At 53.5% G+C, this 22,369-nt stretch carries 27 protein-coding genes; 14 read left to right on the top strand and 13 right to left on the bottom strand.

The window, feature by feature from the left end:
* Nucleotide 1: 1 nt before the first annotated feature.
* Nucleotides 2-343 (bottom strand): hypothetical protein, encoded by a 342-nt coding sequence (locus AC1HCZ_RS04910; RefSeq protein ID WP_479462435.1) that lies wholly within the window; start codon nt 341-343, stop codon nt 2-4.
* An 84-nt stretch (nt 344-427) separates the two neighbouring features.
* Here AC1HCZ_RS04910 and AC1HCZ_RS04905 point away from each other — a divergent pair, with 84 nt between their 5' ends.
* The 6 genes from AC1HCZ_RS04905 (at nt 428) to AC1HCZ_RS04880 (ending at nt 4,670) form a co-directional block, all read left to right on the top strand.
* Entirely contained in the window at nt 428-1,078 is a 651-nt protein-coding gene (locus AC1HCZ_RS04905) for a hypothetical protein (RefSeq protein ID WP_479462434.1), read from the top strand.
* Between the two features lie 14 nt (nt 1,079-1,092).
* Nucleotides 1,093-1,392 (top strand): DUF190 domain-containing protein, encoded by a 300-nt coding sequence (locus AC1HCZ_RS04900; protein WP_479462433.1) that lies wholly within the window; start codon nt 1,093-1,095, stop codon nt 1,390-1,392.
* Nucleotides 1,393-1,402: 10 nt separating this feature from the next.
* Nucleotides 1,403-2,125 carry a hypothetical protein gene (locus AC1HCZ_RS04895; RefSeq protein WP_479462432.1) on the top strand — a complete coding sequence of 241 codons (723 nt, stop codon included), beginning with the start codon at nt 1,403-1,405 and terminating at the stop codon, nt 2,123-2,125.
* Nucleotides 2,126-2,215: 90 nt separating this feature from the next.
* Nucleotides 2,216-2,935: a Fe-S cluster assembly ATPase SufC gene (gene sufC / locus AC1HCZ_RS04890; RefSeq protein ID WP_479462431.1), complete on the top strand. Its 720-nt coding sequence runs from the start codon at nt 2,216-2,218 to the stop codon at nt 2,933-2,935.
* A complete protein-coding gene (sufB, locus tag AC1HCZ_RS04885) occupies nt 2,932-4,248 on the top strand; it encodes a Fe-S cluster assembly protein SufB (RefSeq protein WP_479462430.1) in 1,317 nt (438 codons plus the stop codon). Before sufC ends, sufB begins: the two co-directional genes overlap by 4 nt.
* Before the next feature lie 50 nt (nt 4,249-4,298).
* A complete protein-coding gene (locus AC1HCZ_RS04880; RefSeq protein WP_479462429.1) occupies nt 4,299-4,670 on the top strand; it encodes a hypothetical protein in 372 nt (123 codons plus the stop codon).
* On the opposite strand, the gene AC1HCZ_RS04875 is transcribed toward AC1HCZ_RS04880, so the two are convergent.
* Both AC1HCZ_RS04875 and AC1HCZ_RS04870 read right to left on the bottom strand, forming a co-directional pair.
* Entirely contained in the window at nt 4,667-6,370 is a 1,704-nt protein-coding gene (locus AC1HCZ_RS04875) for a chloride channel protein (protein WP_479462428.1), read from the bottom strand. The two genes, AC1HCZ_RS04880 and AC1HCZ_RS04875, sit on opposite strands and share 4 nt — an antisense overlap.
* 261 nt (nt 6,371-6,631) lie before the next feature.
* Nucleotides 6,632-6,796 carry a hypothetical protein gene (locus AC1HCZ_RS04870; RefSeq protein WP_479462427.1) on the bottom strand — a complete coding sequence of 55 codons (165 nt, stop codon included), beginning with the start codon at nt 6,794-6,796 and terminating at the stop codon, nt 6,632-6,634.
* A gap of 180 nt (nt 6,797-6,976) precedes the next feature.
* Between AC1HCZ_RS04870 and AC1HCZ_RS04865 the strand changes: the two genes are divergently transcribed.
* Nucleotides 6,977-7,210, top strand: a complete 234-nt coding sequence (locus AC1HCZ_RS04865) for a hypothetical protein (RefSeq protein WP_479462426.1) — start codon at nt 6,977-6,979, stop codon at nt 7,208-7,210.
* Between the two features lie 34 nt (nt 7,211-7,244).
* Nucleotides 7,245-7,757, top strand: a complete 513-nt coding sequence (locus tag AC1HCZ_RS04860) for a hypothetical protein (RefSeq protein WP_479462425.1) — start codon at nt 7,245-7,247, stop codon at nt 7,755-7,757.
* On the opposite strand, the gene pheT is transcribed toward AC1HCZ_RS04860, so the two are convergent.
* From pheT to glnA, 3 genes are all read right to left on the bottom strand, one after another.
* On the bottom strand, nt 7,749-9,338 hold the full coding sequence (gene pheT, locus AC1HCZ_RS04855) for a phenylalanine--tRNA ligase subunit beta (RefSeq protein WP_479462424.1): 1,590 nt from the start codon (nt 9,336-9,338) through the stop codon (nt 7,749-7,751). The two genes, AC1HCZ_RS04860 and pheT, sit on opposite strands and share 9 nt — an antisense overlap.
* Before the next feature lie 27 nt (nt 9,339-9,365).
* Nucleotides 9,366-10,802 carry a phenylalanine--tRNA ligase subunit alpha gene (gene pheS, locus AC1HCZ_RS04850; RefSeq protein WP_479462423.1) on the bottom strand — a complete coding sequence of 479 codons (1,437 nt, stop codon included), beginning with the start codon at nt 10,800-10,802 and terminating at the stop codon, nt 9,366-9,368.
* A 93-nt stretch (nt 10,803-10,895) separates the two neighbouring features.
* Nucleotides 10,896-12,389, bottom strand: a complete 1,494-nt coding sequence (glnA, locus tag AC1HCZ_RS04845) for a type I glutamate--ammonia ligase (protein WP_479462422.1) — start codon at nt 12,387-12,389, stop codon at nt 10,896-10,898.
* Between the two features lie 203 nt (nt 12,390-12,592).
* On the opposite strand from glnA, the gene AC1HCZ_RS04840 reads away from it, so the two are divergent.
* Both AC1HCZ_RS04840 and AC1HCZ_RS04835 read left to right on the top strand, forming a co-directional pair.
* Entirely contained in the window at nt 12,593-12,838 is a 246-nt protein-coding gene (locus AC1HCZ_RS04840) for a FeoA family protein (RefSeq protein WP_479462421.1), read from the top strand.
* Entirely contained in the window at nt 12,828-13,118 is a 291-nt protein-coding gene (locus AC1HCZ_RS04835) for a transcriptional regulator (protein ID WP_479462420.1), read from the top strand. Before AC1HCZ_RS04840 ends, AC1HCZ_RS04835 begins: the two co-directional genes overlap by 11 nt.
* On the opposite strand, the gene AC1HCZ_RS04830 is transcribed toward AC1HCZ_RS04835, so the two are convergent.
* On the bottom strand, nt 13,096-13,518 hold the full coding sequence (locus AC1HCZ_RS04830) for a SixA phosphatase family protein (RefSeq protein WP_479462419.1): 423 nt from the start codon (nt 13,516-13,518) through the stop codon (nt 13,096-13,098). The genes AC1HCZ_RS04835 and AC1HCZ_RS04830 overlap by 23 nt on opposite strands.
* A 54-nt stretch (nt 13,519-13,572) precedes the next feature.
* On the opposite strand from AC1HCZ_RS04830, the gene AC1HCZ_RS04825 reads away from it, so the two are divergent.
* The gene (locus tag AC1HCZ_RS04825; protein ID WP_479462418.1) at nt 13,573-14,364 is read left to right on the top strand and encodes a hypothetical protein; all 792 of its coding nucleotides are present in this window, start codon (nt 13,573-13,575) and stop codon (nt 14,362-14,364) included.
* Here AC1HCZ_RS04825 and AC1HCZ_RS04820 read toward each other — a convergent pair.
* The 4 genes from AC1HCZ_RS04820 to AC1HCZ_RS04805 form a co-directional block, all read right to left on the bottom strand.
* A complete protein-coding gene (locus AC1HCZ_RS04820; protein ID WP_479462417.1) occupies nt 14,346-14,792 on the bottom strand; it encodes a hypothetical protein in 447 nt (148 codons plus the stop codon). The genes AC1HCZ_RS04825 and AC1HCZ_RS04820 overlap by 19 nt on opposite strands.
* Nucleotides 14,780-15,142, bottom strand: coding sequence for a hypothetical protein (locus AC1HCZ_RS04815; protein ID WP_479462416.1), 363 nt, complete (start codon nt 15,140-15,142; stop codon nt 14,780-14,782). The genes AC1HCZ_RS04820 and AC1HCZ_RS04815 overlap by 13 nt, the downstream gene beginning before the upstream one ends.
* Nucleotides 15,143-15,486: 344 nt before the next feature.
* Complete coding sequence (locus AC1HCZ_RS04810) at nt 15,487-16,041, bottom strand: class II aldolase/adducin family protein (RefSeq protein ID WP_479462415.1); 555 nt, start codon at nt 16,039-16,041, stop codon at nt 15,487-15,489.
* Entirely contained in the window at nt 16,034-16,450 is a 417-nt protein-coding gene (locus tag AC1HCZ_RS04805; protein WP_479462414.1) for a YkgJ family cysteine cluster protein, read from the bottom strand. Before AC1HCZ_RS04805 ends, AC1HCZ_RS04810 begins: the two co-directional genes overlap by 8 nt.
* A 23-nt stretch (nt 16,451-16,473) precedes the next feature.
* On the opposite strand from AC1HCZ_RS04805, the gene AC1HCZ_RS04800 reads away from it, so the two are divergent.
* Complete coding sequence (locus AC1HCZ_RS04800) at nt 16,474-16,701, top strand: 4Fe-4S dicluster domain-containing protein (RefSeq protein WP_479462413.1); 228 nt, start codon at nt 16,474-16,476, stop codon at nt 16,699-16,701.
* A 124-nt stretch (nt 16,702-16,825) separates the two neighbouring features.
* Complete coding sequence (locus AC1HCZ_RS04795; protein ID WP_479462412.1) at nt 16,826-17,281, top strand: hypothetical protein; 456 nt, start codon at nt 16,826-16,828, stop codon at nt 17,279-17,281.
* Nucleotides 17,282-17,283: 2 nt separating this feature from the next.
* Here the strand turns inward: AC1HCZ_RS04795 and AC1HCZ_RS04790 are convergent, their stop codons facing one another.
* Together AC1HCZ_RS04790 and AC1HCZ_RS04785 are read right to left on the bottom strand one after the other, a co-directional pair.
* Complete coding sequence (locus tag AC1HCZ_RS04790; protein WP_479462411.1) at nt 17,284-18,246, bottom strand: type III-B CRISPR module-associated Cmr3 family protein; 963 nt, start codon at nt 18,244-18,246, stop codon at nt 17,284-17,286.
* A gap of 5 nt (nt 18,247-18,251) precedes the next feature.
* Nucleotides 18,252-22,010, bottom strand: coding sequence for a type III-B CRISPR-associated protein Cas10/Cmr2 (locus AC1HCZ_RS04785; protein ID WP_479462410.1), 3,759 nt, complete (start codon nt 22,008-22,010; stop codon nt 18,252-18,254).
* Nucleotides 22,011-22,059: 49 nt separating this feature from the next.
* Here AC1HCZ_RS04785 and AC1HCZ_RS04780 point away from each other — a divergent pair.
* Nucleotides 22,060-22,369 (top strand): RAMP superfamily CRISPR-associated protein (locus AC1HCZ_RS04780; protein ID WP_479462409.1); only part of this gene is annotated, 310 nt, incomplete at its 3' end.

Genomic DNA, 22,369 nt, shown 5'->3' with positions numbered 1-22,369 from the left:
CTCACCCGAACAATGCGCTCAAGATCGCTTCGACCGCCTTCTCCTTGTTGTACTTGAACTTCTCCTCCAGTTCGTTTAGCATATCCCGCAGCCTCCTAGCCGCTTCCTCTCTGTAGCTCTGCAGCGCGGACGCCAGCTGATTGTTTAGTGACTCCTTGAGCTCGTCCAACTTTTTCTTGTACTCGACCTCCATCTCTCCTGCCAACCTCGCGGCCTCCGCCACCACGCTTCCGGCCTCTTCCTCAGCGCTCTTTATGGACTCTTTAACATCCTTCTCTACTTTCTCCAAGTCTTTGAGGAACTTTTCAAACTGTTCGTTTAACGTCTTGAGGTCGCTGGCCAAGCCCTACCCCTTCCTCCCCACGCCTCCGAGGTTTAAGGACTATTCTACTCAATAGCCTCAAACCCCGGCGGGCCCGGGGGGAGCTTGAGGGCCTTTGCGGCGCTCAGGGCGGTGCAGAAGCACTTGAAGGCGTGGGACTTGAAGGTCAAGGAAGGGAGCCCGAAGGTTTGTTTGCCCTCCAGCTTGCCCGATGTGCCTTCGGGCGAGGGGCTGGACAAGATTAGGGCTTGGATAGAGGTCTCGGAGGAATATTGGAGCTCCTTCGAGTGCGAGGAGGTACCGGTGCCCGCCGCCTACGACGGTAAGCGGTTGGTCTACGACCCCTCCTCCGGCGACGAGGCCGCGAAGTACTTGATAGCTTCTGCCTACGAACACTACTTGAACCACAAGCTAGAGGGAGCCCTCCCCCAGCTGTGGGAGAAGCGCTACGTGTACGTTTTGTCTAAAGTATACGGCCGGCTTGGGGCGCTCGAAGCGCTCAGAGCGTCCTTCGAGTCCACGGACCTCTTCGACTCGGCGGCCATGAGGGCCGCGTCCAAGGGTCCGGACGACGAGGAGCTGGACGTAAAGCTCTTTCCCTCGGAGAAGGTACGCTTGTACTTGGGCGGCGGGACAGAGTTGGACGAAAGGTTGGACAAAGTTATAATCAGCAGCCCCGATTTCGAGAAGCGGTTGTTCGCCGCAGTGATCTTAGCAGAAGCCCGGAAGTTTATTAAAAATAGTTCGATCATTTAAAACTGGCGGCGCAAATGAAGGCCTTCGCAGTATTCCTCAGCGAGGGTGATGTGTACAAGGACGACCCTCTGCACAAAGTAATTATGGAAAAGGCGAAAGATATTGGGTTGTCGGGCATGACAATAATAAAGGGTTACACCGGCTTCGGGAAGCACAAAGGGACCAGCGAGGTGGACCCCTTCCACGGCTACGGGGACAAGCCGGTGATAATCATAGTAATAGAGGAAGAGGAAAAGGGCAAGAAGTTCGTCGAACTCGTTAAGAGCCTTAAGAGCGACGCGCTCGTGGTTTCTTGGAACGTAGAGCGCCTTTGAGGGAGAAAACATGGTGGACTTGAAGCACCCCTTGGTACAAGCCTTATTGATGGTAAACGAAAGAGAGGTTGAGACGAAGCTACTCCCCTCTAACGTCTATGCGAGCTTAGAGGAGACGATTAAGGACTTGGCAGGTCCTTCGGGGTGTCGACACGTAATAATAAACATAGGGTTAGTGAACGACAAGTGGGACGTCGTTGAAGCGCTGGTGTGCGACGGTGAGCTCCTTTCCTCTAACGTAGATCTCAAGAACTACTCGCCCGAAGCCGAGGTAGAGAGGGCGGTCGGCGAGTGTTACGAGTTCCCAAAAGAGCTGCTCGAAAAGTTGGAGGAGCTGTCGAAAGTGGAAGTCAAAGAAGAGCTCAAGGAGTACGAGGCAGTGAGGGTGGTCAAGGCCCCGCCCATCCCGAGGGTCCGGGTGGAAGAGGTCGAGAGGGAACCAAAGCTCCCCACGGACTTGTTAAACAACTTAACGGATGAGTGGGCCATCTACAAGTCTATTTCCCACGCACTCATAATATTTCTAGAGACTAATGATGTGGGGTCCTATGCAGTCGCCACGGGCTCGACAGAGGAGGGTAAGATAGTTAGCTTGGTCTACCTCCCGGCCGAGTACAAGCCCAAAATGGAAGAACTGGAGAAAGAAATAGTCAAAGTGGCCTCCGAGAACGACGTTGAGTTCGTCTACTTGAACGTAGGAGGTGAGGAAAAGCTAATATCTACTCGGGGATGAGGAGCCCGGTTTTAGCTGAACCTAAATGAGGAAGAGTTGCTCCCCCAACCCCCTACCCATTTACCCCCGCCTTTCCTCTTCAGACTCCGGATGCACGAGTTGCAAGGTCTTGAAGTGGTTGACTTGTGGGTCAGTGTGGGGGGCAAGACCATACTGAAGGGGGTAAACCTCAAGCTCCCCAAGGGCGAGTTCCACGCGCTCGTGGGCCCGAACGGTGCCGGGAAGAGCACCTTGGCAATGACGTTGGCCGGCCACCCCAGCTACAAGGTAGTCAAGGGGGACATACTCCTCGACGGAGAGAGCATCAAGGAGCTGCCTCCGGAGGAGAGGGCAAAGAAGGGGCTGGCGGTGCTCCTCCAACACCCGCCAGAGCTGGAAGGGATAAGGGTGGCAGAGCTGCTCGAGAGGCTCAAGGGCTTGTACGGCTGCAAGGAAAGCGTCGAGGAGTTGCTGCGCAAGGTGGGCTTGCCCAGCGACGTGGCCTTCCGCTACGTCAACGTCGGGTTCAGCGGAGGGGAGAGGAAGAGGTTTGACCTAGCTAGGGTGATAGCGATGAGACCCAAGATAGTAGTAATGGATGAGCCCGACTCCGGCGTCGACATAGAAAGTATTAAGATGATCGCGGATGGAATCAAGCGCTTGCTGTCCCAAGGCGCCGGCGTCTTAGTCATAACGCACTACAGGAACATATTAAAATACGTTAAGCCTCACTTGGTCCACGTAATGTTGGATGGGAAGATAGTCAAGACCGGAGGACCCGAACTCATCGAAATCGTCGAGGAGAAGGGCTTCGCGGGGGTGGTAGCATGAACGAGGTTCAGATAATTAGATACTATGCCGAAGAAATATCCAAGAAACTGAAGGAGCCGGAGTGGGCGCTCAGGCTGAGGCTGAAAGCAGCAGAGCTCTACCCCAAGGTCCCGGCGCCCCCTTGGATGCCAGAAGACTTCGACCTAGAAGCTTTTGCCGCCAAGGCAGCCGAGGAGGAGTTCGTAAAGCCAGGGGAGGGTGAGATTCCAGACTGGTACAAGTCCTTGCTAGAGAGGATCGGCGTGCCGGACATAGAGCAGAGCGCGCTAGCCGGAGTTACAGTGATGGTTAACGAAAACGTGGTTTATGAGGCACAGAAGAGAGATTTAATGAGAAAAGGAGTAATCCTTAAGTCTATGGATGAGGCGGTGAGGGACCACGAGGACTTCGTCAAGCAGAGGCTCCACACAGCCCAGAGGCCGGAGGCTCACAAGCTAGCGGCACTCCACGTCGCGCTGAGGAGAGGGGGGACCTTCATGTACGTCCCGCCGAAGGTCAGAGTCCCCTTCCCTGTCCAAGCCTTCTTCGTGATAACGGAGGAACAGCTGGCGCAGACGGAACACACTATGTTGATAGCGGACGAGGGGAGCTACGTACACTTCATAGAAGGTTGCATAGTCCCCATACCGGCACCCTTCAGCGTGCACTTGGGCGGCAGCGAATTCTTCGTAGAGAAGGGGGCCAGAATGAGGGTCTCTAGCCTCCAAGACTGGCTGGGCGACGTAATACACGTGCCGGTAAAGGGGGCGATAGTGAAGGAGAGGGGGACCCTAGAGGAGTTGGGAGTGAGCTTCGGAGGAACGAAGATAGGCATGAGGCCCACAATAAGGTTGGTAGGAGAGGGGGCCAAGCTCTCGTTCAACAACATAGCTCTGCTGAAGAAAGATATGAAGTCTTGGAGCGGATCATTCGTCAAAATGGAAGCCTCAAGGAGCAGCGCTACCGTAATAAACAGAAGTGTGATGCTGGACAAGTCCTTCGAAGAGTTCCTAGGAGAGATAGACGTCGAGAGGGGGGCTAAGGGCGTTAAGGGCTACCAGTCTTGCAACACCTTGCTCTTGAGCGACGAAGCCACAAACGTGACTATACCGAAGTTAGTCAGCAAGACTTCCGACGCGGAACTGGCCCACGAGGGCACGGTCGGGAAGCTTGGCGAGGAGCAGCTGTTCTATCTGAGGTCCATGGGGTTCACCGAGCCGGAGGCCGTACAGATGCTAACCATAGGCTTCATAGATCCGCTGGTCAAGGACTTGCCAAGCGACTATGTCAGGGCGATAAGGGAAATAGTCAAGATGACACTCAACGCTTCTTGAGACTCCAACTTTTATTATTTTTGTCCTTAAGTGGGACCACGGAAGGGAGCATGCCCGAAGAGGGGAAGAAGGAGGAGGAAGTGAAGGAACAACCGAAGAAAAAGGTCGACATAAAGGCGCTAGTCAAGTTGGTACCTCCCGCGAGCGCTCTCAAGCAGAGGGCGCCCAAGGTTAGGGAGAAGAGAATAAGGTTGAGGCTAAAAGACGTGAAGCCGACCCAAGCCAAGATAAACCCGGACTTAGCTGAACAGCTAGGCATAACGGACAAACTCGAGATAGCCGTGTCCGGCAAGAAACTGGTCCTCGACGCAGTGAAAGACTCCTCAGTACCAGAGAACGAGGTATACGTAAACGAGGATTTGATGAGGGAGAACGGGATATCTGATAACACAATTGCTACGGTGAGGGCCCACCGCGGCTAGGAGCCTACCTTGCCCTCCTTAATGACCTTAAGTAAGTACTTTATCAAGTCAGCCTTAGTTATCATCCCCACAAGCTTGAAACTCTCGTCGACGACCATAGCGTGGTCCTCATTCTTATTCACCATCAGTTCGATAACATATCCTATGCTAACTTTTTTGTACACTATAACGCGAGGCATATACATTATTTCTTTGATCCTCTTGGATGGCTCCTCCACTATAAGCTCTTCCAGGCTCACCTCTCCCACGAGCTTATCGTTGGCGTCCACGACTGGGTAATGGTTGTGGGTATCCTTAATCGCTAGGTCTAGGGCCTCTGCGACGGTCATGTTCTCCGTAAACCTCAATACGTTTTTATTCACTATATTTTCTATCTCCACCTTCAGAACCTTATCCATATCCTTTTTCTCCTTTAATCTCAAGTATATCTCAATAATGCTCCTCCTCTTCATGTCTTGAGGTTCCGGCAGTTGGTCGGCAATCAAGCTTATTGGCAAGGTGAACAAGTAGCCAACGCTGGCCGCCACGGTGGACGTGAAGAAAGCTCCGAAGCCTAAGAACTCTACTCCTATGAGCACGCTGGTCAACAAAGTTTTCATCGAAGAGGCGAACAGCGAGGAGACTCCCGCTATGATCAAAGCCTCGACCTCGTGTACCGAAAAGAACTTGGCGTAGAGCAAGCCTAGGGCTGAACCTATGGAGACCAGAGGCATGAAGAGGCCTCCAGTGGTACCCCAAGTTAGAGAGAGGGGGAGGAGCAAGAACTTGGCCACAACTACCGAGGCGAGCAAGTTTTTCTCGAAGGACTCTGGATCGTTGAAGACCTTCTCGGTCAGCAGGTCGCCGGCCCCGGGTACTAAGGGGGAAATCAAGTAGGTAGACGTTGTTATCAATAAGCTTAACGTTAATGGCAGAACGAACCAATACTTCTTCCTAACGAATATATCCGAAAGCTCGCCGCTCTTATGCTTGATGAAGTAAACTACGTACGTGAGCACGGCAGACGTTAGGCCAACGCCCAGAGAGGCCAATATTATGTCTAAATTCGGATAGGGGGGCTTGAAGAGCCGGCTACTCAACAAGAGCCTTTGGGGCCCTACCAAGAAGACCGTAACCAAGTAGGAGGTCAGCGTGGCAACGAGGGCTTGTAAGAAGATCCCGCCCTCTATGGCTCTCTTGTAGGGAACTTCCATGGCGAATGCCATAGCAGTTAGGGGCGCCCTGAAGACTGATGCGACGCCGGCTGCCGCGCCGACCAACACCATCTTCTTCAGCTCCTCTCCCCTGACCCCCAGCCACCGGGCCAGCCAGTAGCCGAAGAACGCGCCCAACGCTATTCCGGGACCTTCGGGGCCCACCACCGCGCCGCCCAAGACGGAGGTAATGGAACCTATTGTGTATACGAAGAGTTCCTTCTTGCCTATGTATCCCAGTCTCGTGTGGTAGGAACGCACCACGTAACTAGTAGAGGAGCCGTGAAGGCTGCCGAGCATTTTTTTCAAGAAGTAGGCAGTAAGAAGGATGCTTGCTAAAGAGACAGGGGGGAAAACGTACGGGTAGTTAGTGACGAGGACGTACCTTAACTTGTTAGACCAGATGAACACGTCTGTGAAGAAAGCAACCACTACGCCGGACACCAAGCCTATTAGAAAGGCCGTGCTGAGTGTCCGTAAATCCTCTGGGAGGTCTTCGAGCCTCACTTGGGCCCCTTATTGGGAGGTGGGGCATGCACTAAAAACAAACGCTTTTTAGTCTTCGAGCGCTACCTCCTCTTCGTACGGAAAAACTTCTTCGTCAAAGTCCTCGGGCGGTAAGGGCAACACCATAGGCTTCTTGGGTACTACCTTCATACTCATCTTCTCGCTCCCGTGCGCGTGTAGGGTACGAGAGCTTATAAAATAGGCATATATAAGTGTTAGTGTTTGTAAAAGAAGCATATCTGACATATATTAGCTTAGACCCTACTCTTCCTCAAAGACCTCCCTAGCTATCGCCTTGGCCTCCTCGCTGCTCAACAGTTTCGCGAGCCTCTCTTGGAGACACCTCCGGTACTCCTCCTCGCTCCTCGAGAGCGCCTTACACTCCCTCTCAACGCCTTCCAAGAGCTCGGCCGCCTTGTCTACCACCTATAAATCACCTCTGGTGGAGGTACTTTCAAGGGAAATTAAAATATGATGAAGGCGTCCTATTCTGAGCGGGTGATGAGAAACCCGGAGCTGATCGTTAGTACTAAAAAACTATTAGGTAAGTACTTGGCCGCCGTGCTCCAGTGAGCGCGGCCCCTCTAAGGGCTCTCGGGGGCCCAATTGCTATCGCTCCACCTCAAGCTGCCCTTCTTCTCACACACCATGAGCGAGGAAGAGGCCTTGATGAAATCGATAAACGCCGAAGTGGTAAGTATAGAGGAATTAAACGGCCTCTATGTGGTCAAGGCAAAGGGGTGTAACCACAGAGACGTGAAGGCCGCCAAGATGTGGCTCGTCAAGTCTGGTTTTAAGTACTTGGCTAAAAGGACCGTCTTCGTGTGCCTCTCAACTTAAAATTTCCCTTGTGTGGGAATGAGGGAGATGTGAATTGAAGTGCGTGGGTAACATCTGTTTCTTGGAGGACGTTGAAATTCCGGAAATAGATAAGCCGGAGAACGAGGGAGCGTTACTCATAAACGTCAACGAAGACACCATAAAGACTGAGTACGTGACTGTTTACCACCAACCCCTCTGCGTCAACTCAGCTTTCCCCTTAGGGAACTTCGTCAGGGCGGTAGAAAGGGCGGCCAAAGAGAAGGGGAAGGTTTTCGTGACCAGCGAGGAGGGATGCGGAAGGGCCTCCGCGGTGGCGACGGCAGCCGCGCTGGCGTCCAAAGTAGACTTTGAGAGAGTAAGCTCCAAGTTCGGCGAGTGTAAGATGAACTACGAGCAGCTGGTTAACGCGATCTTTGTTGGGCTAGTTATGAGGAAGTTCGGGGCGGAGAGAGGAGCTGAGAAGCTGTTGAGCGGTTGCGAAGGCATAAAGGGGTTCAGGAACACCAGGGAGTTGTGCGAGCTCAGAGAGGAGGCACACGAGCTGGCGCTCCAGTGGTCACCTTAGGGCGTCCACGTCCAGCTCTAAAACCGCGGTGGGCAACTCAACCCCTACTTTTTGCAAGTGCTCTGGGTGCACCTCGCCCATAACCCCGACCACCTTGCCGTCCATTATTACCGCAGCCGCCCTTCCCTCTATGAAGGGCTTGACCCTAATCTCCTCCAAGGAGTACCGGAGGTTCAAAGCGAGGGCGAGCCCCCTCAAGATCGCGCCCACGTCGGTTAGGGTGACCTTGTCCCCGGCGACCGCCACTCCAAGCCTCCATAGGGTCTTGTCCTTGAGGACCACTGGGCCCACCTCGAAGACCTCGATTCGTGGCAAGGCCTCTTGGTTTTGTTTTATAGTCAACAACAAGGAGGGCACTAAGCTCGGACGGAGCGCTGAGTAGCTCTTCATCCTTGGGTTAGAAACCTCTACCGGCTCGACGCCCAACAGCTCCTCTACCAGCTCCTTGTCTATCAAAACGAAATTGAACACCTCTTCGAGACCCATGGATGTCAAGAGCCTGGCCAAGTAATCCTTGAAGTAATCCCGGGAGCCCCAGTTGGTCGGGGGCAGCGCCTCGGCGGGAACTTTATTGTAACCGTAGGCGGAGAGCGCGTCCTCCGCCAGGTCCACCTCAGAGAAGACGTCTATCCGGTAAGGCGGTACTGTTACCCACTCCCCTTCGACGACTAGCCCCATCCTCTTCAGCAGCTCCTCCAAGCCCTCCAACTTGAATCCCGCTACCCTCTTTATTGCTTCCTTATCCAACCTCACCTTCTTGTACTTCAACCTCGGCGTCTTCATGTTTGCACCGACAACCTCAACCCTCTGGATCTCCGGCTCGGGGGAGCGCTCCGCCAAGGAAGTGACCATGACGTCCAATACCCTTAACATAACTTCGGGTACGGTGCCGGTCACGTCCACAAATACGTTCTTAGTTCTCTCGTCCACTTTGTAGTCCTCTGCGTTAAGTATGGGGGCGAAAGACATTATCTTGTCCTCGCTGACGAAGGCAGGATATCGTCCCTTTACCACCAAGCGGCCGTACTCCTTACCCTTCTCAGTTTTCTCGAGCACCTCTTCGAAAGTCATCTCTTCCGAGTAACCTAAGGGCACCATCCTTCCCTCCCTCAAGGCCTTGTACTCTATCGTCAGCCCCTCCTCCCAGCGCGGGCTCAGCTTGTCCAAGTCGTAAAGGCCTATAGACACGACTTCCCTCTTGTTGCCGTAGCTTATCGCCAGCTTTTCTTGAAGCTGGAAGAGCTGTCTTATGGCCTCGTCGTCTAACTCTAGGTTCTTGACTACGGCCCCGAAGGCGTAAGGCCTGTACTCGGGCGCTCGTGTGATGTCTAGCCTCACCCTCCCGTCCTTGACCTTGTAGCTCGGGGGCCCTCTGTAGCCCAAGAAGATTCCCAAGGCCCTTCCTAGACCTTCAGCTGAGAACAAGTCCGCCCTGTCGTGTGGGGCCTCGTAAGTCAGCTCCTCGGGGCCCAGCTCCTCGACTTCCAGCTTAAGCGCCTCGAGGACCGAGCGGAGGTCGTCGGGCAAAGGCCCTCTGGCTATTCGCTCCAAGTCCCACAGCTTGACCGTGATTACTGGCAAGCCTCTCCCCCGGAGGCCTTTGAGCGATCAAAATAACGCCTTCCCCGACCACAAGCCCTTTATCGGCCTCACTTTCCTCAGCTTTATTAGGTCGTTAGAGTAGAGGTCCCTTATGTCCGATAGCCCTAAGGCTAACATGGCTATCCTATCTATTCCTATCCCCCAGGCGGCCACGGAGTAGCCCTCCAGTCCCAAGGGCTTCAACATCTCCGGCCTGAACATGCCTCCCGGGAACACCTCCACCCAGCCCAGCTCCGGGTGCTTGACGAAGCCCTCTACTGAGGGCTCCGTGAAGGGGAAGTATGCAGGCTTGAACTTCACCTCCCCCAGTCCCAGCTTCTTTGCGATCTCCTCGAAGAAGCCGAGCAAGTGTTTAAAAGATACCTCCTTTCCTACTATTATCCCTTCGAGTTGGTGAAATTCCATGGAATGGGTGGGATCCAAGGTTTCCGAGCGAAATACTCTGTCTAAGGAGAAAGCCCGGTACTCGCCCCCTCCCCTCGAGTACATGGTCTGGGCACTCACCACTGTGGTATGGGTCCTCAAGAGGACCCTCAACGCTATCTCGGCCCTCCAGTAGCCCCACATCTCTTCGTGAACTCGGGCCACCTCTTCCAAGAGCTCCTCGGGCGGAGGGGACACGCGGGCTTTGGAGGCATAGAACACGTCCGTCTCGGACCTGGCCGGATGGAACTGGGGGACCAACAACACGTCGAAGTTCCAGAATGCGTTGGTTACGTAGTCGCCGACGACTTCTTCGAAACCCATGGATACTAGGACCTCCTTTACGTACTCGTGAAACTCCATCAACGGGTGCCTCCTCTTGGGGGCTCTCACAGGGAACTCCACGTTTAAGTCAAACTTCTTAAACTCCGCGCCCTTCCAAGTGCCTTCTACTAAGTCCCTCCTGGTCAGCGCAGTGATGGTCTTAACGGGCACTACCTCCCCGCGCTCGAGGGCTCTCAAGGCCAACTCGGTCGGTTTCACTATTATCTTCTTTATCTTAGTCTTCTTCAAGAAGCCCCTCTTCCGGAGCTCCTCGCAAGGGGTCCCCTTCTCCAAACACTCCCTGACCCTCGAAGCGTACTCCCTCAGCTTGTCCGGGTCGTAGCACAGTACGCCCTCGCTTATCTTGCCCCCTAGCCGCTTCGCGAGGCCTATGGCGACTCCGGCCTCGGGCCCGAGCGCCGTCTTGAGCTCCTCCAACTTGACACACTGACCCTTCTCTAACAACTTCTCCTCGGGTAATTTTTCGTTTAAATACTTCTTTCCCTTCTCGTTGAGCTCGAAGGCCTCTGCCTCTGCACGCTCTACCCTTACTAGCCCCGCCTTTTCTAGCTCAGCCAACGGCCTCATCAACTCCTCCTTCTTCTTCCCCAACCTCTCAGCTATCGCTTCTAGCTCATCTCCGTCCTTGTTGAGCGAGAGGAGTAGGCGATAGTGTTCCTCAGGGACTCTTATCAAGAAAAGCCCCTAGGGCAAGGCTCGAGGGACTAAAAAGGCGGATGAGGAGCGCTAGGCCGTCCGAGAGGTGAGAAGAAGTCCCCTTCCGACGCCTCATATGTCGAAGTACACATAGAATTCAGCCGGGTGTGGGTAACTCTCTATCTTCAAGCACTCCTCCTTCTTCATCTCGATCCAAGTCTCCAACATCTCCTTGGTAAAGATCGGAAGCAGCCAGTCATAGTCGCTCTCAAGATCCTCTATGGCCTCACACAACGTCCTCGGCAGCTGTAGCGGCGTGTCGAGCTGCTTCTTCAGCACCTCTTCCAACTCCCTCCTGGCCCTAGGGTCCATCGAGTATATGTTCTGGTCGACCGGCGGAGGGGGTTCGATCTTTTTCCTTATGCCGTCTAAACCAGCCATCACCATTGCGGTAAACGCTAAATAGGGGTTGGCGCTGGGGTCCGGAGAGCGGTACTCTATCCTCGCGGCCTTGGGCACCCCTCTCATGTAGTTAGGTACCCTAATTATAGCGGAGCGGTTAGCCTTGCTCCAAGCTATATATATTGGGGCCTCGTAGCCGGGCACCAACCTCTTATAGCTGGAAGTAGTCGGGTTGACTATCGCACTTAACGCCCTCGCGTGTTTCAATATACCGCCTATGTAATACCTGGCGAGCTGGCTCAGCTCGGCGTACTCGTCGTTAGGGTCATAGAACAAGTTCTCGTCCTTGTCCTTACTCCACAAACTCTGATGCGTGTGCATGCCGTTCCCGTTATCAGCGTAGACTGGCTTGGGCATGAAAGTAGCAACCATTCCGTACTTGGTAGCGACGTTCTTGACCACGAACTTTAAAGTGACTACTTTGTCGGCCGCCCTAGTTAGGCTGTCAAATCGGAAGTCTATCTCACTTTGACCAGGAGAGGCGACCTCGTGGTGGTGGGCTTCCACTTGTATCCCGAAGTAGTCTTCGAGTACCGTCGCTATCTCTTGCCTTATCCAGAACACCTTATCATAGGGTATTGCAGGCACGTAGCCCTCCTTAAACCTTATGATTGGGAGTTCGGTGTTCCAAGCGGCTTCAGTTGATATCACCTCTACGTGCATCTTCTTCCAAGGCCTGTCTACTTCGTTAATTACCTTATTAAGTATCATAAACTCTACTTCGGGGCCGAAGTAAGCCTTGTACCCCTGTTCTGCCAAGTACTCCTCGGCCCTCTCGGCTACGTATCTGGGATCTTTTTCGAACCTCTTGGCCTCGCCCTTCTTATAGCCGCCCCAGAAGATCTGGGCCAAAAACCTAGCGGTCCTTCCGGCCGCCACCCCCGGAGGGGATTGCCAGTCGTCGGGAAGTATCGCGAAAGTCTCCGGCACGGGCCTCAAGAGCATGTCACTCTCGTTGATCATAGTGAAACCCTTTATGGAAGAGCCGTCGAAACCTCCTATGGCCACGTTGAAGACGCTCTCCGGATCGTCAAGCACTTCCCGCGCGGGAAAGGTCATCTGTTGCAATCTCCCGGGGAGGTCCAGGAATTGGATTGCAACCCACCTGACGTTTTCAGTCTTCATAGTTTCTACTACTTCTCTGATTAACTCTTCACGTGTCAAACTTGTTCCCTGATTTTCCCTTCCTTTGTGAACATGTATTTGTTGCTTACTCCATCATTACTGAACAATGTTTGTAAACTAACGCGAGAAAATATACTAACGTCTAAAAATATTGAAGACGAGAGGACACTTGGTCGACGAGTGTTTACGGATGACGTTAGGCATGCCTAACAAGTTTTTTAGAAAGGGTCTCGAGCTTATATATGGGGGTGACGATGTATCTATCCGAAGCTCCAGAGGGGTCGTCGGTGAGGGTAGTAAGCATAGAGGGGGGTTTCGGCAGCTTGAGGAAATTATTAGAGCTCGGGATAAGGGAAGGTAGCATCATCAAGGTGGTAAGGAACCCACCGATAGGACCCCTAATAGTAGAAGTAGACGGCTCCACTATAGCGATTGGAAGGGGAGTAGCATCTAAGGTTAGAGTGGAGGTAGTAAACAATGAACTCTAAGGACTTCGTCGGTGTTGTCTTCCTCGCAATCAGCTCCGCGGTCATAGCGCTCTCGTGGTCAACCCTCTTCTTGCCAGACCAACTCGCACTGAAGGTGTTAGAAGTTCTCGCGATAGTCGCCTTCAGCGTCGTGGGGGGCGTGGTGGCTTGGATAGGGGTTCAACTCCTAAGGAGTCCGCCGCCCAAGCCGGTTGAGGAGTTAGAGAAGGAACTCAGGGAAGAGATAGAGGCTATAAGGAAAGAGGTGTTGGAAAAGCTCAAGGACAATACTCCGGGCTGAGCAAGGCCAAGAGTTTCCTCGCCCCCACGTTCACCACCGCTGCGCCCCCGGCGCTCAGCTTGGCTTCACAACCCAATCCCTTCAATACCTCCTCTAGGTCCGGGTTGTGGGCGACGTACAGCGCTCCGGGCTTGAATATCGTTGCGAACGTCTCCAAGTTGAGCTTTCCTGGGGCCAACTGCTCCTTTACTTCGTAGGGTACGTTAAACGCGTTGGAGAGTATCTCTGCGGTCTCCTTGGCCCTTCGGAGGGGACTCGAGTATATGGCCGTTGGGGTGGGCAAACACCTAGCCACCCTTCTCACGTCCTCCTTGCCCTCCTCGGTTAACCACCTCTCTTCGTCGCTTCCAGCCTTCTGAGCGCTGACAGCCTTCCCGTGGCGAAAGAGGATGACTATCAAGGGGTGTCCCCGCTTTTCAACGGATGAGGGGGTTAATCGCCGAGGGGTCTGCGAGTGCTGGACGCGCTGCTCTGCACCTTCTTGGCCCCCCAGCTCTTGAGCGGCTTCGCGCTGCCGGGCTCTTGCGAGCTGTTGAAGACCGGCTTGGTCTTGTGTCATCACCAGAGGCTAACGAGCGTCTATTACCTAAACCCAGAGCCGTTGTACTTAGGCACGTTCTCTGGCCTGGACGCCGCGGCCTACTGGAACGGAACCCTAGCCCTACACTTCAGCGGGAAAAGGTTCGTGAACGTGGAGGGCCTCGAGCTCCCGCTCCCCTCAAGCGACGTCTGTTTCATGGGCTTCGAAGACGGCGTTCTGTTAGTCGTGGGGAGACGGTGGGCTGTGGCGTATAACGTTAGCTCTTTGGAGCTGGAGTGGTCGGCCGAGGGCGTGGGCTGTCCGGCAGACTTGTCGCCGGACGGGAGGGAGGCAGCTGTCTACAACAAGGACTTGAAAGCTATAATGATAGTTGATTTAAAGAACAAAATCGTAAAAGGAATGGTGAAGGTGTGCTCGCCGAAGGACGTCGACTTGGGCGAGGGCGGTTACTTGGTCGCTTCTTGTAGCTACTCCGTCTTCAACGGGAAGAAGCTTCGGTTCGGGGGTCGCGAGGGATTGGCTTGGAAAGACGCCTTACTGCTCAACAAGAACTGTAAGGGAGTTATGCTAGTTACCGAAGATAACAAAGACTATTGTTTCGACTTGGGTTTCTTCCCCGACGGTATGGCGCTCGTGGACGGAGACCTTGTGGTCAACAAGGACGGAGTTTTCGTGGTGTTGAGGCCCTACTTGCCCTCCAGATAGATAACGTACTTCAACGCCTCCACTAACTCTTTTAAATAGTTGATTTCCTCCTTGGTGGAACTAAGCTCAGAGTTCAGTTTGGAGACCAATGTGTTCACAGTCAGCGATAGTTTTGTATAAAGTAACTTGAGGTTCGTTACGTCTTCGTTTAGCCGCGCCTCTAAAGAGCTAAGCCTCCACATCAAGAAGGCCAGAGTTACAGCTTGCACTACAACGACTGCCGCCAAGGCCAGCTGGGAGGCGCTTACCTCGCTCACCCTCACTTCTTCGAACTCCTCCTTCACCTTCTTGGGGTCCAAAAAACAGTCGTCGTCGCACTTCTCTACCACTCTCTTAACAGCCTCGTAACACTTCTTGTCTAAGTTAGGGAGCTTCTTAGCACACTTCCAAAGTCCCCTGATCTCCAGCTCCGCCCTCAAGTGGTCCAAACTCTTCCCGTGGAGGGGTCGTACTCAACCCTTCTAACCTTACCGTAGAGTTTGGCGAACGTGGGCGATTGGGTTAGGACTGCGAACTCCGTGGCCGCCGCGAAACCCTCTTCCTCCGCCCACTCGCCCGGGCCGCGGAAGGGCTCCGCGCCCTTTGAGGGCTCCACGCACCGGGGGTTCCCCTTGAGCAGTTGGAGGGCGAAGTGGTAGCTCGCCCTCGCCAGCTCCGCAAGGGTGTCGGCGCACAGCTTGTACCTCTTCCCGGGAACCTCGAACGTCACGCAACGACCATCGACGGAGGCCGAATAACCGGTCCCTCCGGGCAACTCTTCAGGGCATATCTCCTTCAACTTCCGACACCCCGGCGTATACAAGGGGCAGAGTCGGGCCGGCTCACCGACCGCCGACGGCGGCCTCGACGACCGTCGCTCCCTCCTTTAACTCTTTTTTATACTTTTCTTTAGCGACGTTTTCCTCCTACGGAGGGTGGAAAGCCTTGTCGGCATTCCACAAGGGGCGCTCGCGTTCCTCCCCAAGCGCCCGAAGGGCCTCTCCGCTTCCGGTGCACTGCCCTTCCCTACACGCAAAGCACAAGGCCCCGCGTCAAGAGACTTTTGAGTTCTAGCACCCCGGTCTCTGTGAGGGCCACCCCTTAAACTCGCACGAAGGAGGGACGGGGTTGAAACCAGTGGTACTACCTCACCCTAACCGTCCTCTCCAACAGCGCGAGCTCGGCTAAGTACTCGAGGGCCTCGAGCTTGTTAAGCGCCTCGTAGGGGTCCTTACCTAACGCTACGGCTCCGTGACCCTCCAACAAGATCACGTCAGCCCTCGCGGCCTCCTCAGCTGTCCTCGCGGCGAGCTCCTCGCTCCCCGCCTCTAAAGGCGGAACCTTCGCCAACCCCTTGATCGCGTAGGCGGTCTCCACGTACTCTTTGGGGTCCAGAGGCAACCCCAACTTGGCCGCCAAGACGGCCTTGGGGTTGTGGGCGTGAACCACGGAACGGGCGTCCGTCTTCAAATATATTAAAGCGTGCATCTTATACTCGATCGACGGCTTGGGGCCCTGCCACTTTAGGTCCCTCAAGTTAACTACGCTCAACTCCTTTATGTCGTTCTTTGGTACGCCAGAAGGCGTTATCAAGAAGACTTCCCCGCACCTGACACTGGCGTTGCCACTTAACACAGTTATCATGCCTTTCTGATATAACAACTTCATAACTTCGATTACGGGACGCGCCTCACACAAGGCCCAACCCCCTGAGCCTTCGCAAGACCTCGTTTAGGGCCTTCCATTCCTTGGGAAAAACTTTATCTGGTGGATTATTGATAACAATGTTCAAGTTGTGTCTAACCCACGAACACGCCTTGGATACCTCGATAAATACCTTCTTTTCCTTGACTCTAACATTGAGCGGGTACATCTTGCAACTCAAAGGTTTTTTGTCGTGTATTTTGCATTTCCCCGTCTTAGGGTCGTTAAAAGGACACCGACCTCTGATCACCCAGCGGTAGAGGCCGGGGAGCAGCTGGACGAACTCGACCTCTCCCATCCTCTCGAGTTCCTCTTTCTCATCTTCGAACACTACCGGCATGTCCTCCTCCCTTTCGAAAACGCAACAACGTTTACACTCCTCATTATACGGACACTTGAACAATGTAGGACACCGGGTGAGTTGATTTGGAGGAGGGATTAGGGAGGGTTTCGGTCGACCCTGAAAGGTGTGAGGGCTGCGGCCTCTGTGTCGAGCTGTGTCCGTTCGGCTCGCTCGCGATAGAGGGGGGAACTGTGAGGCAAATAGGACCTTGTTACCTCTGCGGAGGGTGTGAGGCCTTGTGTGAGGCTATAATGGTGGAGCCTTTGTTGGAGCCCCGGGAGCTGGAGTACACCAAAGTCCGTGAGTTCTGAGCTTCAAGGGGCCCGGAAATTTCTGGGGGACTTAAGAGTGCACACGTTACGTAACGCACGTAACACGCTTCGATTCTTACTATAACACGCTTGGGAGAGAAGCCTTCAAGGAGGGAGCGAAGCTATGGCTTACGAGCTGTCTAAAACTGAAGAAGGCACGTTGAGCGTAAAGGGCCACTCTGTACGGTTTATGCTCGTCCAGTCCTCTATGCTAGTTAAAGTACACGAAGAGCTCAAGAAAGTATTGGGACCAGCGGCGGACATAATAATGAGAAAGGTAGGGGAGGGCTTGGGAGAAGCAGTCGTAGAAGTTGTTAAAAAAGAGGAGGGCAGTAGCATAGACTCGATAAAGAGGTTCTTGGAGAAGTGCGGGTTTGGCAGCGTAGAGATTATCCCAGACAAGGACTGTTTCACAATCGTTATACGCAAGGCACCCTCGTTGGATTTTAACACAGGCACGTGTAGGTTCGAAGAGGGTGTAATAAAGGCGCTCTTGGAACTGTTGAACGGAGAAAAGTGGAAAGTCAAGACAGTTAAGGCGGAGGGCGAGGACTGCGTCATAAAAGCTCTCAGGGAGTAAACCTACAACGCAATGGCGACCGCTGTACCCCAGCCCTCTCTCCTCCTCTTCGATGATCCTAGTTTGTTCTTCAAGACCTCCAATACTTTTTCCCTTGAAGCTTCCACGACTAACTTTGATCCCGCCGGAACCACGAGGAACGGCTCCTTAGGCTTGTTGGACTGGATGTCCCAGCCGGTTGTGACTACTTCCAGAGACAGCTCTCCCCTAGGCACGTAGGCCTCGAGTACCTTCAGCCTCCCTTCCACTAGCATCTCGCCGAGTTTCTTGATCTTGCTCGACTCGAGCTCTACCACACCGTTCCAGGGACTCTCGTCGAGTAACGCGGGCGAGATCAGGACTATCTCCCACCTCTCCGCGTCCTCTTTCCCATTATCAACGATCAAGTAGTTTTCGATTTCAGATTGACTGTCAACCTTGAGTTTCGCTAAGCCTTGTTCCCCTCCGAGCTTCACGGTAAGGCCGTCTAAGCACCTCGGGAGCTCTCTTGATTCCTCGAGGAGGACCCGGAAGGCGAAGCCTTCCAAGTAGTAGACCTTCTCGACCACGTACAAGTACTCGGGTCTAACGCTCTTCGTCCTTCTGTTCAGAGCTATCCCTATCCTAGCGGACCTCAACGGGACTAGGTACTCTGTCTCCCCCTTGTCCTTCGGGTGGTTGGCGGTTTCGTTTAAGGGGATAAACCCGTTATGGGTGTAATAGTACACCTTGCCTCGGTAACTGGCAAAGCCTACGTATAAGTTCAGACCTAGACGTTCCAACCTTTCGTGCAACTTTATAGTTCTTGTATGGTTCGATCCCTCACAGATGTCTATGGCACTCATCAGTGCTCCGGCGAAGGTGGAAGGCATGGGGACTGAGAGGGAGGCCGCCGCCAAGCTGGGGCCCGTAACTGCTGGGTGGAACTCGGAGGGCCTCCGGAACGTCAATGAAGTTTGGGGGATGAAGTCTATCGAGCTCGCCAAGGCGGTCACCACGCCATCTTGGTGGTGCGAGCAGCCCTAACTATTTCTACTGCCGGTAAGAGCAAAATGTCCTTCCTCTCTCCCTCCCCCGTCTCGCAGCACTCCGCGCGGCTGAGGAGCGCGGCGAGCTCGTTGGAGGGTACGAGCGTGCCGAACTTAACTCTCATCGCGTCCTCCAACCTCCCAAGGACTGAAGGCCACAAGTGACCGAAGGAGCGCGACAGAAGCCTCTCCACCTCCACCTCCTTCGAAGTGTTCCTCAAGTTCCTCCTTAAGAGGTATTTGACTATGTCATACCCGGCTGCGTCTCCGGCCAGTTCGCACAGCTCTTTGAAGTAGATCTCTATGTCGTTTAAATAACTCGAACTCAAGTACCCTCGGTCTATCGCGGTCAACACGCCTATCACAGACTCCGGCGCCTTGGCGCTACCGCGGTGGTCCGTGAACGGCAGGGCCGCGGATACCGAGAAGGTAGAGGCCACCACGAATAGGTCTTTCTCGTATAACTCCTTATCCTTGAAATATGCTTTGAACTTATCCTTGGATTCTATCAGTTTGTGAGTATACTTCATTACGTACCACATGGGGTACTTGACGTCAAAGTAATACAACACCAACGATCTGCCGAAAGCCCTCAGGGCCGGGTAGCTCGTCCGGCTGTAAGGAGCGTCGTTGAAGCCCTCTCCCTTTGCGCCGCTCAGCTGGTTGAGCCAGCCCTTATTCAACTTCTCTAAATAATCTTTTAAGAAGTCGTCGAACTTCTCTCCCCAGTAGCTTCGCCTTACCCCCTCCGAGAGGGCCAAGGCTGAGTAGAGCCTTTCTTCAGATTTTTCTTCAGATTTTACTTTTAGGACTGGGGGGACCACGGCCCTTAGGTCGTCCCCTCCGGCGTAGATCAACACTCCCCCAAAGGCCTCCACCAGCTCTCTGTCCAGCATAGCCTGGGCGGCCAGAGCTCTGGAGACCGTGTAGTAGTAGCTCGGGGTAGTGACGAGGGACTTCCCTTCAACCTCTAACCCCTCGTCGGCGCTCCTCTTCAGCGCCCGCTCGTACTCCTTCACAGTCCATTTGAACAACTTAACTAATTTCATGTGGATTTCTTTATCGTCAATGTTGAATATCTCCTTGGCGTATTCCGCAGGCGTAATGCCGAGCCTCCCGGATATCACGCCGGAGCCCATCTTGTCCCCGTCGGCGATTATCGTCGCAGTGACCCTCCTGAACTTCCAAATTTCTTTGTCTTCTTGTACTTTCCTCAACGCGTCGGCCAACTCTCCTTCTATCTCGCTCTCCTCGACGAAGTTCTTGTTGTGTGCAGCTTGGGAGACCAACGACTCAGCCGCCCTGACTAACTCCTCTCCTAACTCCTCTCCTTTCTTTCCTAACTTCTCTTCTAACTTCTTTCCTAACTCCCCTAACTTCTTTAACTTCTTTTTGCATTCCCTAGACAACTCTTCGAAGTCCTCCGGCTTTAGGACCGGTACCGGAGCGGTGTACTCCCTCCACATAACAAGCTGAATCAATTCTTCTGACTTCGCAGCCTTCTCTAAGAGCTCTATCACGTGTTTGAGTATCTCCTCGTAGGCCAGCTGCCTTCTGCTGCTTTGTAAGTCTATCGTGTACCTCCCTAAACTCACGTATACTGACTCGGGCATTTCCAGCCCGACAAGTTGACGTCCGTTGTCCTTCAACAAGTCCCTCATCATTCTCTTTATTAGACAATATGGACAGAGCTTCTCGCTGAAGATGTTAACTAAAACCCTAGCTCCATATTTATCTCTATCGAACTTTATTTTGTGCTCTCCTAAGGACTTCTTGATCTCCTTCACTGCCCTACCGTCCACTATAGGGATCCCGGTGCCGCACACGTGGCAGCTGCCGGTAACGCCTAGGTCATAGAGGCGTTTGGCCAACTTCAAATAGTTGTTGCCGACCTTGCTGCCTATCCTGGACCTCTCCCCCTTCAGCTTCGTCTGAAGGTAATCGAATAGCACGGCCTTAGCCACCGTGTCCCTCAGATCTTCGTGATCCACGACTACAGAAGAAACCGTGTCAGAGTTCCAGTTGAATCGCTCTACGAGGGCTCTAACTTCCTTGTAAACCTCGTCCACCTTCACGTAGGAATAGGAAATCGCGAACGGTGTTTCCAAAGTCTTTAGTATCTCTTTGAGCTCGGAGAAATGTTTGGCTATAATTATCTGTTCCCTCTCCCTCGCGGAGACTTTATACTCGTCCAAGGAAGCGAGGGGTTTGAAGAAGGAATCTAAATAAGTTGTTAATAAATCCAATAGTCTGGACCAACCCTTCTCGACCTCGTCAAATATTAACTCCCTCAGCTTCCCCTCGTCAACGGGGGGTAGTATCAAATAGTTTTTGTTGGGCACCGTCGGATCTATTGGCCATCCCTTCGGCAGGCCCAGCAGTCTAGCCAAGAACAACTCAGAGCCCTCGGGCGCCCTTCCCCCTGTGAGGGACGAGATCAAGTAGCTGGAGTAGAACGGGTGGAATCGGGCAGGGGGCCTCGCCAACACGTCCGGGCCGTACTCCTCTACGAACCTCTTGACGCTCAACCAGCTAAAATAGCTCAACAGCCATGAAGATGCCCAGAGGTCCCTTATCCTCCTAGACCCCTCTATGAAGGTCTGTGCGGAGGGGATCTGGACCAACACGTAAAGGCCCTTGAGCTCCTTGCTGTGAACCCAGTTAACCATAGCTAAAGTAGCGTTTATGTGGTCAAAGACTGTGTGATGAGGTACCCTGGTATCAGCCGGAGGGTGCCGTCTAACTACGTAATACCAAGTAGGTTCCATTAGGGAAAAGGCAAAATGGTAAAATTCCTTCAGCCCTACCTTCTTACCGTTCTTCTGGATCAAGTACAAAGAGTAGAAGAGGGCCGCGAGGAAGGAGAGCACGTAAGCCGCTATCAGATTGGGGCTCAGATTGCCCTCGACTCTGATCTTAAACTTGGGATTGAATGGGTTGACGAATATATTGTCCTTGCTCCTACTTGGAGGGTGAGAACTTGATGATCTATCACGTGATGATTTATCTACCGTTCTCGACAGCTTATCCAATCCATATACTATTCTCAACAACGTACGGTCAATCGTGGAGGCGAACGCGTCGGCCTCCTTTACTTTATCCCACAACGCGCTGCTACCGCCGAAGCTCCTTAACACCTCGTCGAGCTCACGATACAGCTCGTGAAATCCCATGAACTTAGCGACGTATACTGCTATGGCCAAGAAGAACTTAGCGTGGTACTCGTGAGCCTTGAGGTTGGACCCCTCTTCCAAGAATTTCCTAAGCTTTTCGGGTCGGTCGCCCTCGATTATGTGCTCCAAGGTCTTCTCTACTGCTTGGCTAAACTTTTCAAAGAACTCGACGAAGCGCTCATCCTCTGCGGGCGAGGGCACCTCTTGTGGTACCCCCTCCGCGGAAGCGAACTCAATCGAGGAGTCAAAGAGCTCCTTCAAGTTCTTAGGTTTAGAGCTTCGTAAGCGACTTAATAACTCTTTCGTTTCCTTCGCGACTTCGCCCAACTTGACGTACCACGTTCTTTCCTTTGAGCCCTTTGTTTCGATTTCGTAGTATTTAGCTACGCCTAAGGCCCAAGGCTTCCAGGGCGGGTCGTGGAAAAGCGCTAGGACCTTAACCTTGAATAATTCACTGTTAGGGTTCTTCCTCTCGCCAGCGTTCCCTCCGCTCACGTCCGAGCACTCCCGAGATGGGCAGTTGTTCCCGAGCGTAAAAACTTCTCTCAATCCTAAACCGTTTTATTCTGAGCGTTCAATACGAGGGTGGGTGGCGTTTTTGGGAGTAGGTCGGAATTCCGAAGGGCTCGTAGCTAGCGCACTGACCCACTTGCACCCCGGCATGGGGAGGAGTCCCGGCGTGGTGGACCTGCCAGTAGTGAGGGACCCTCTCGGTATACCCTTCGTTCCAGCCTCCGAGCTCAAGGGAGCCATAAAGACGACATTGGCCCTCAGCAACAACTGTCTAAGTAAAGACTCGGGCACAGTCGACTGTTCCAAAGGCAATTCCAAGGGCGGTTCCAAAGACGATTCCGACTGCAAACGGTTGTGTTGTCTCTTGGGAGAAGACAAGGGCGGAGAACAAGGAG

The sequence above is a fragment of the Ignicoccus sp. genome (assembly GCF_056435145.1).
The sequence above is the reverse complement of the archived record's forward strand: the minus strand, read 5'-3'. Positions and strand labels throughout refer to the sequence as shown.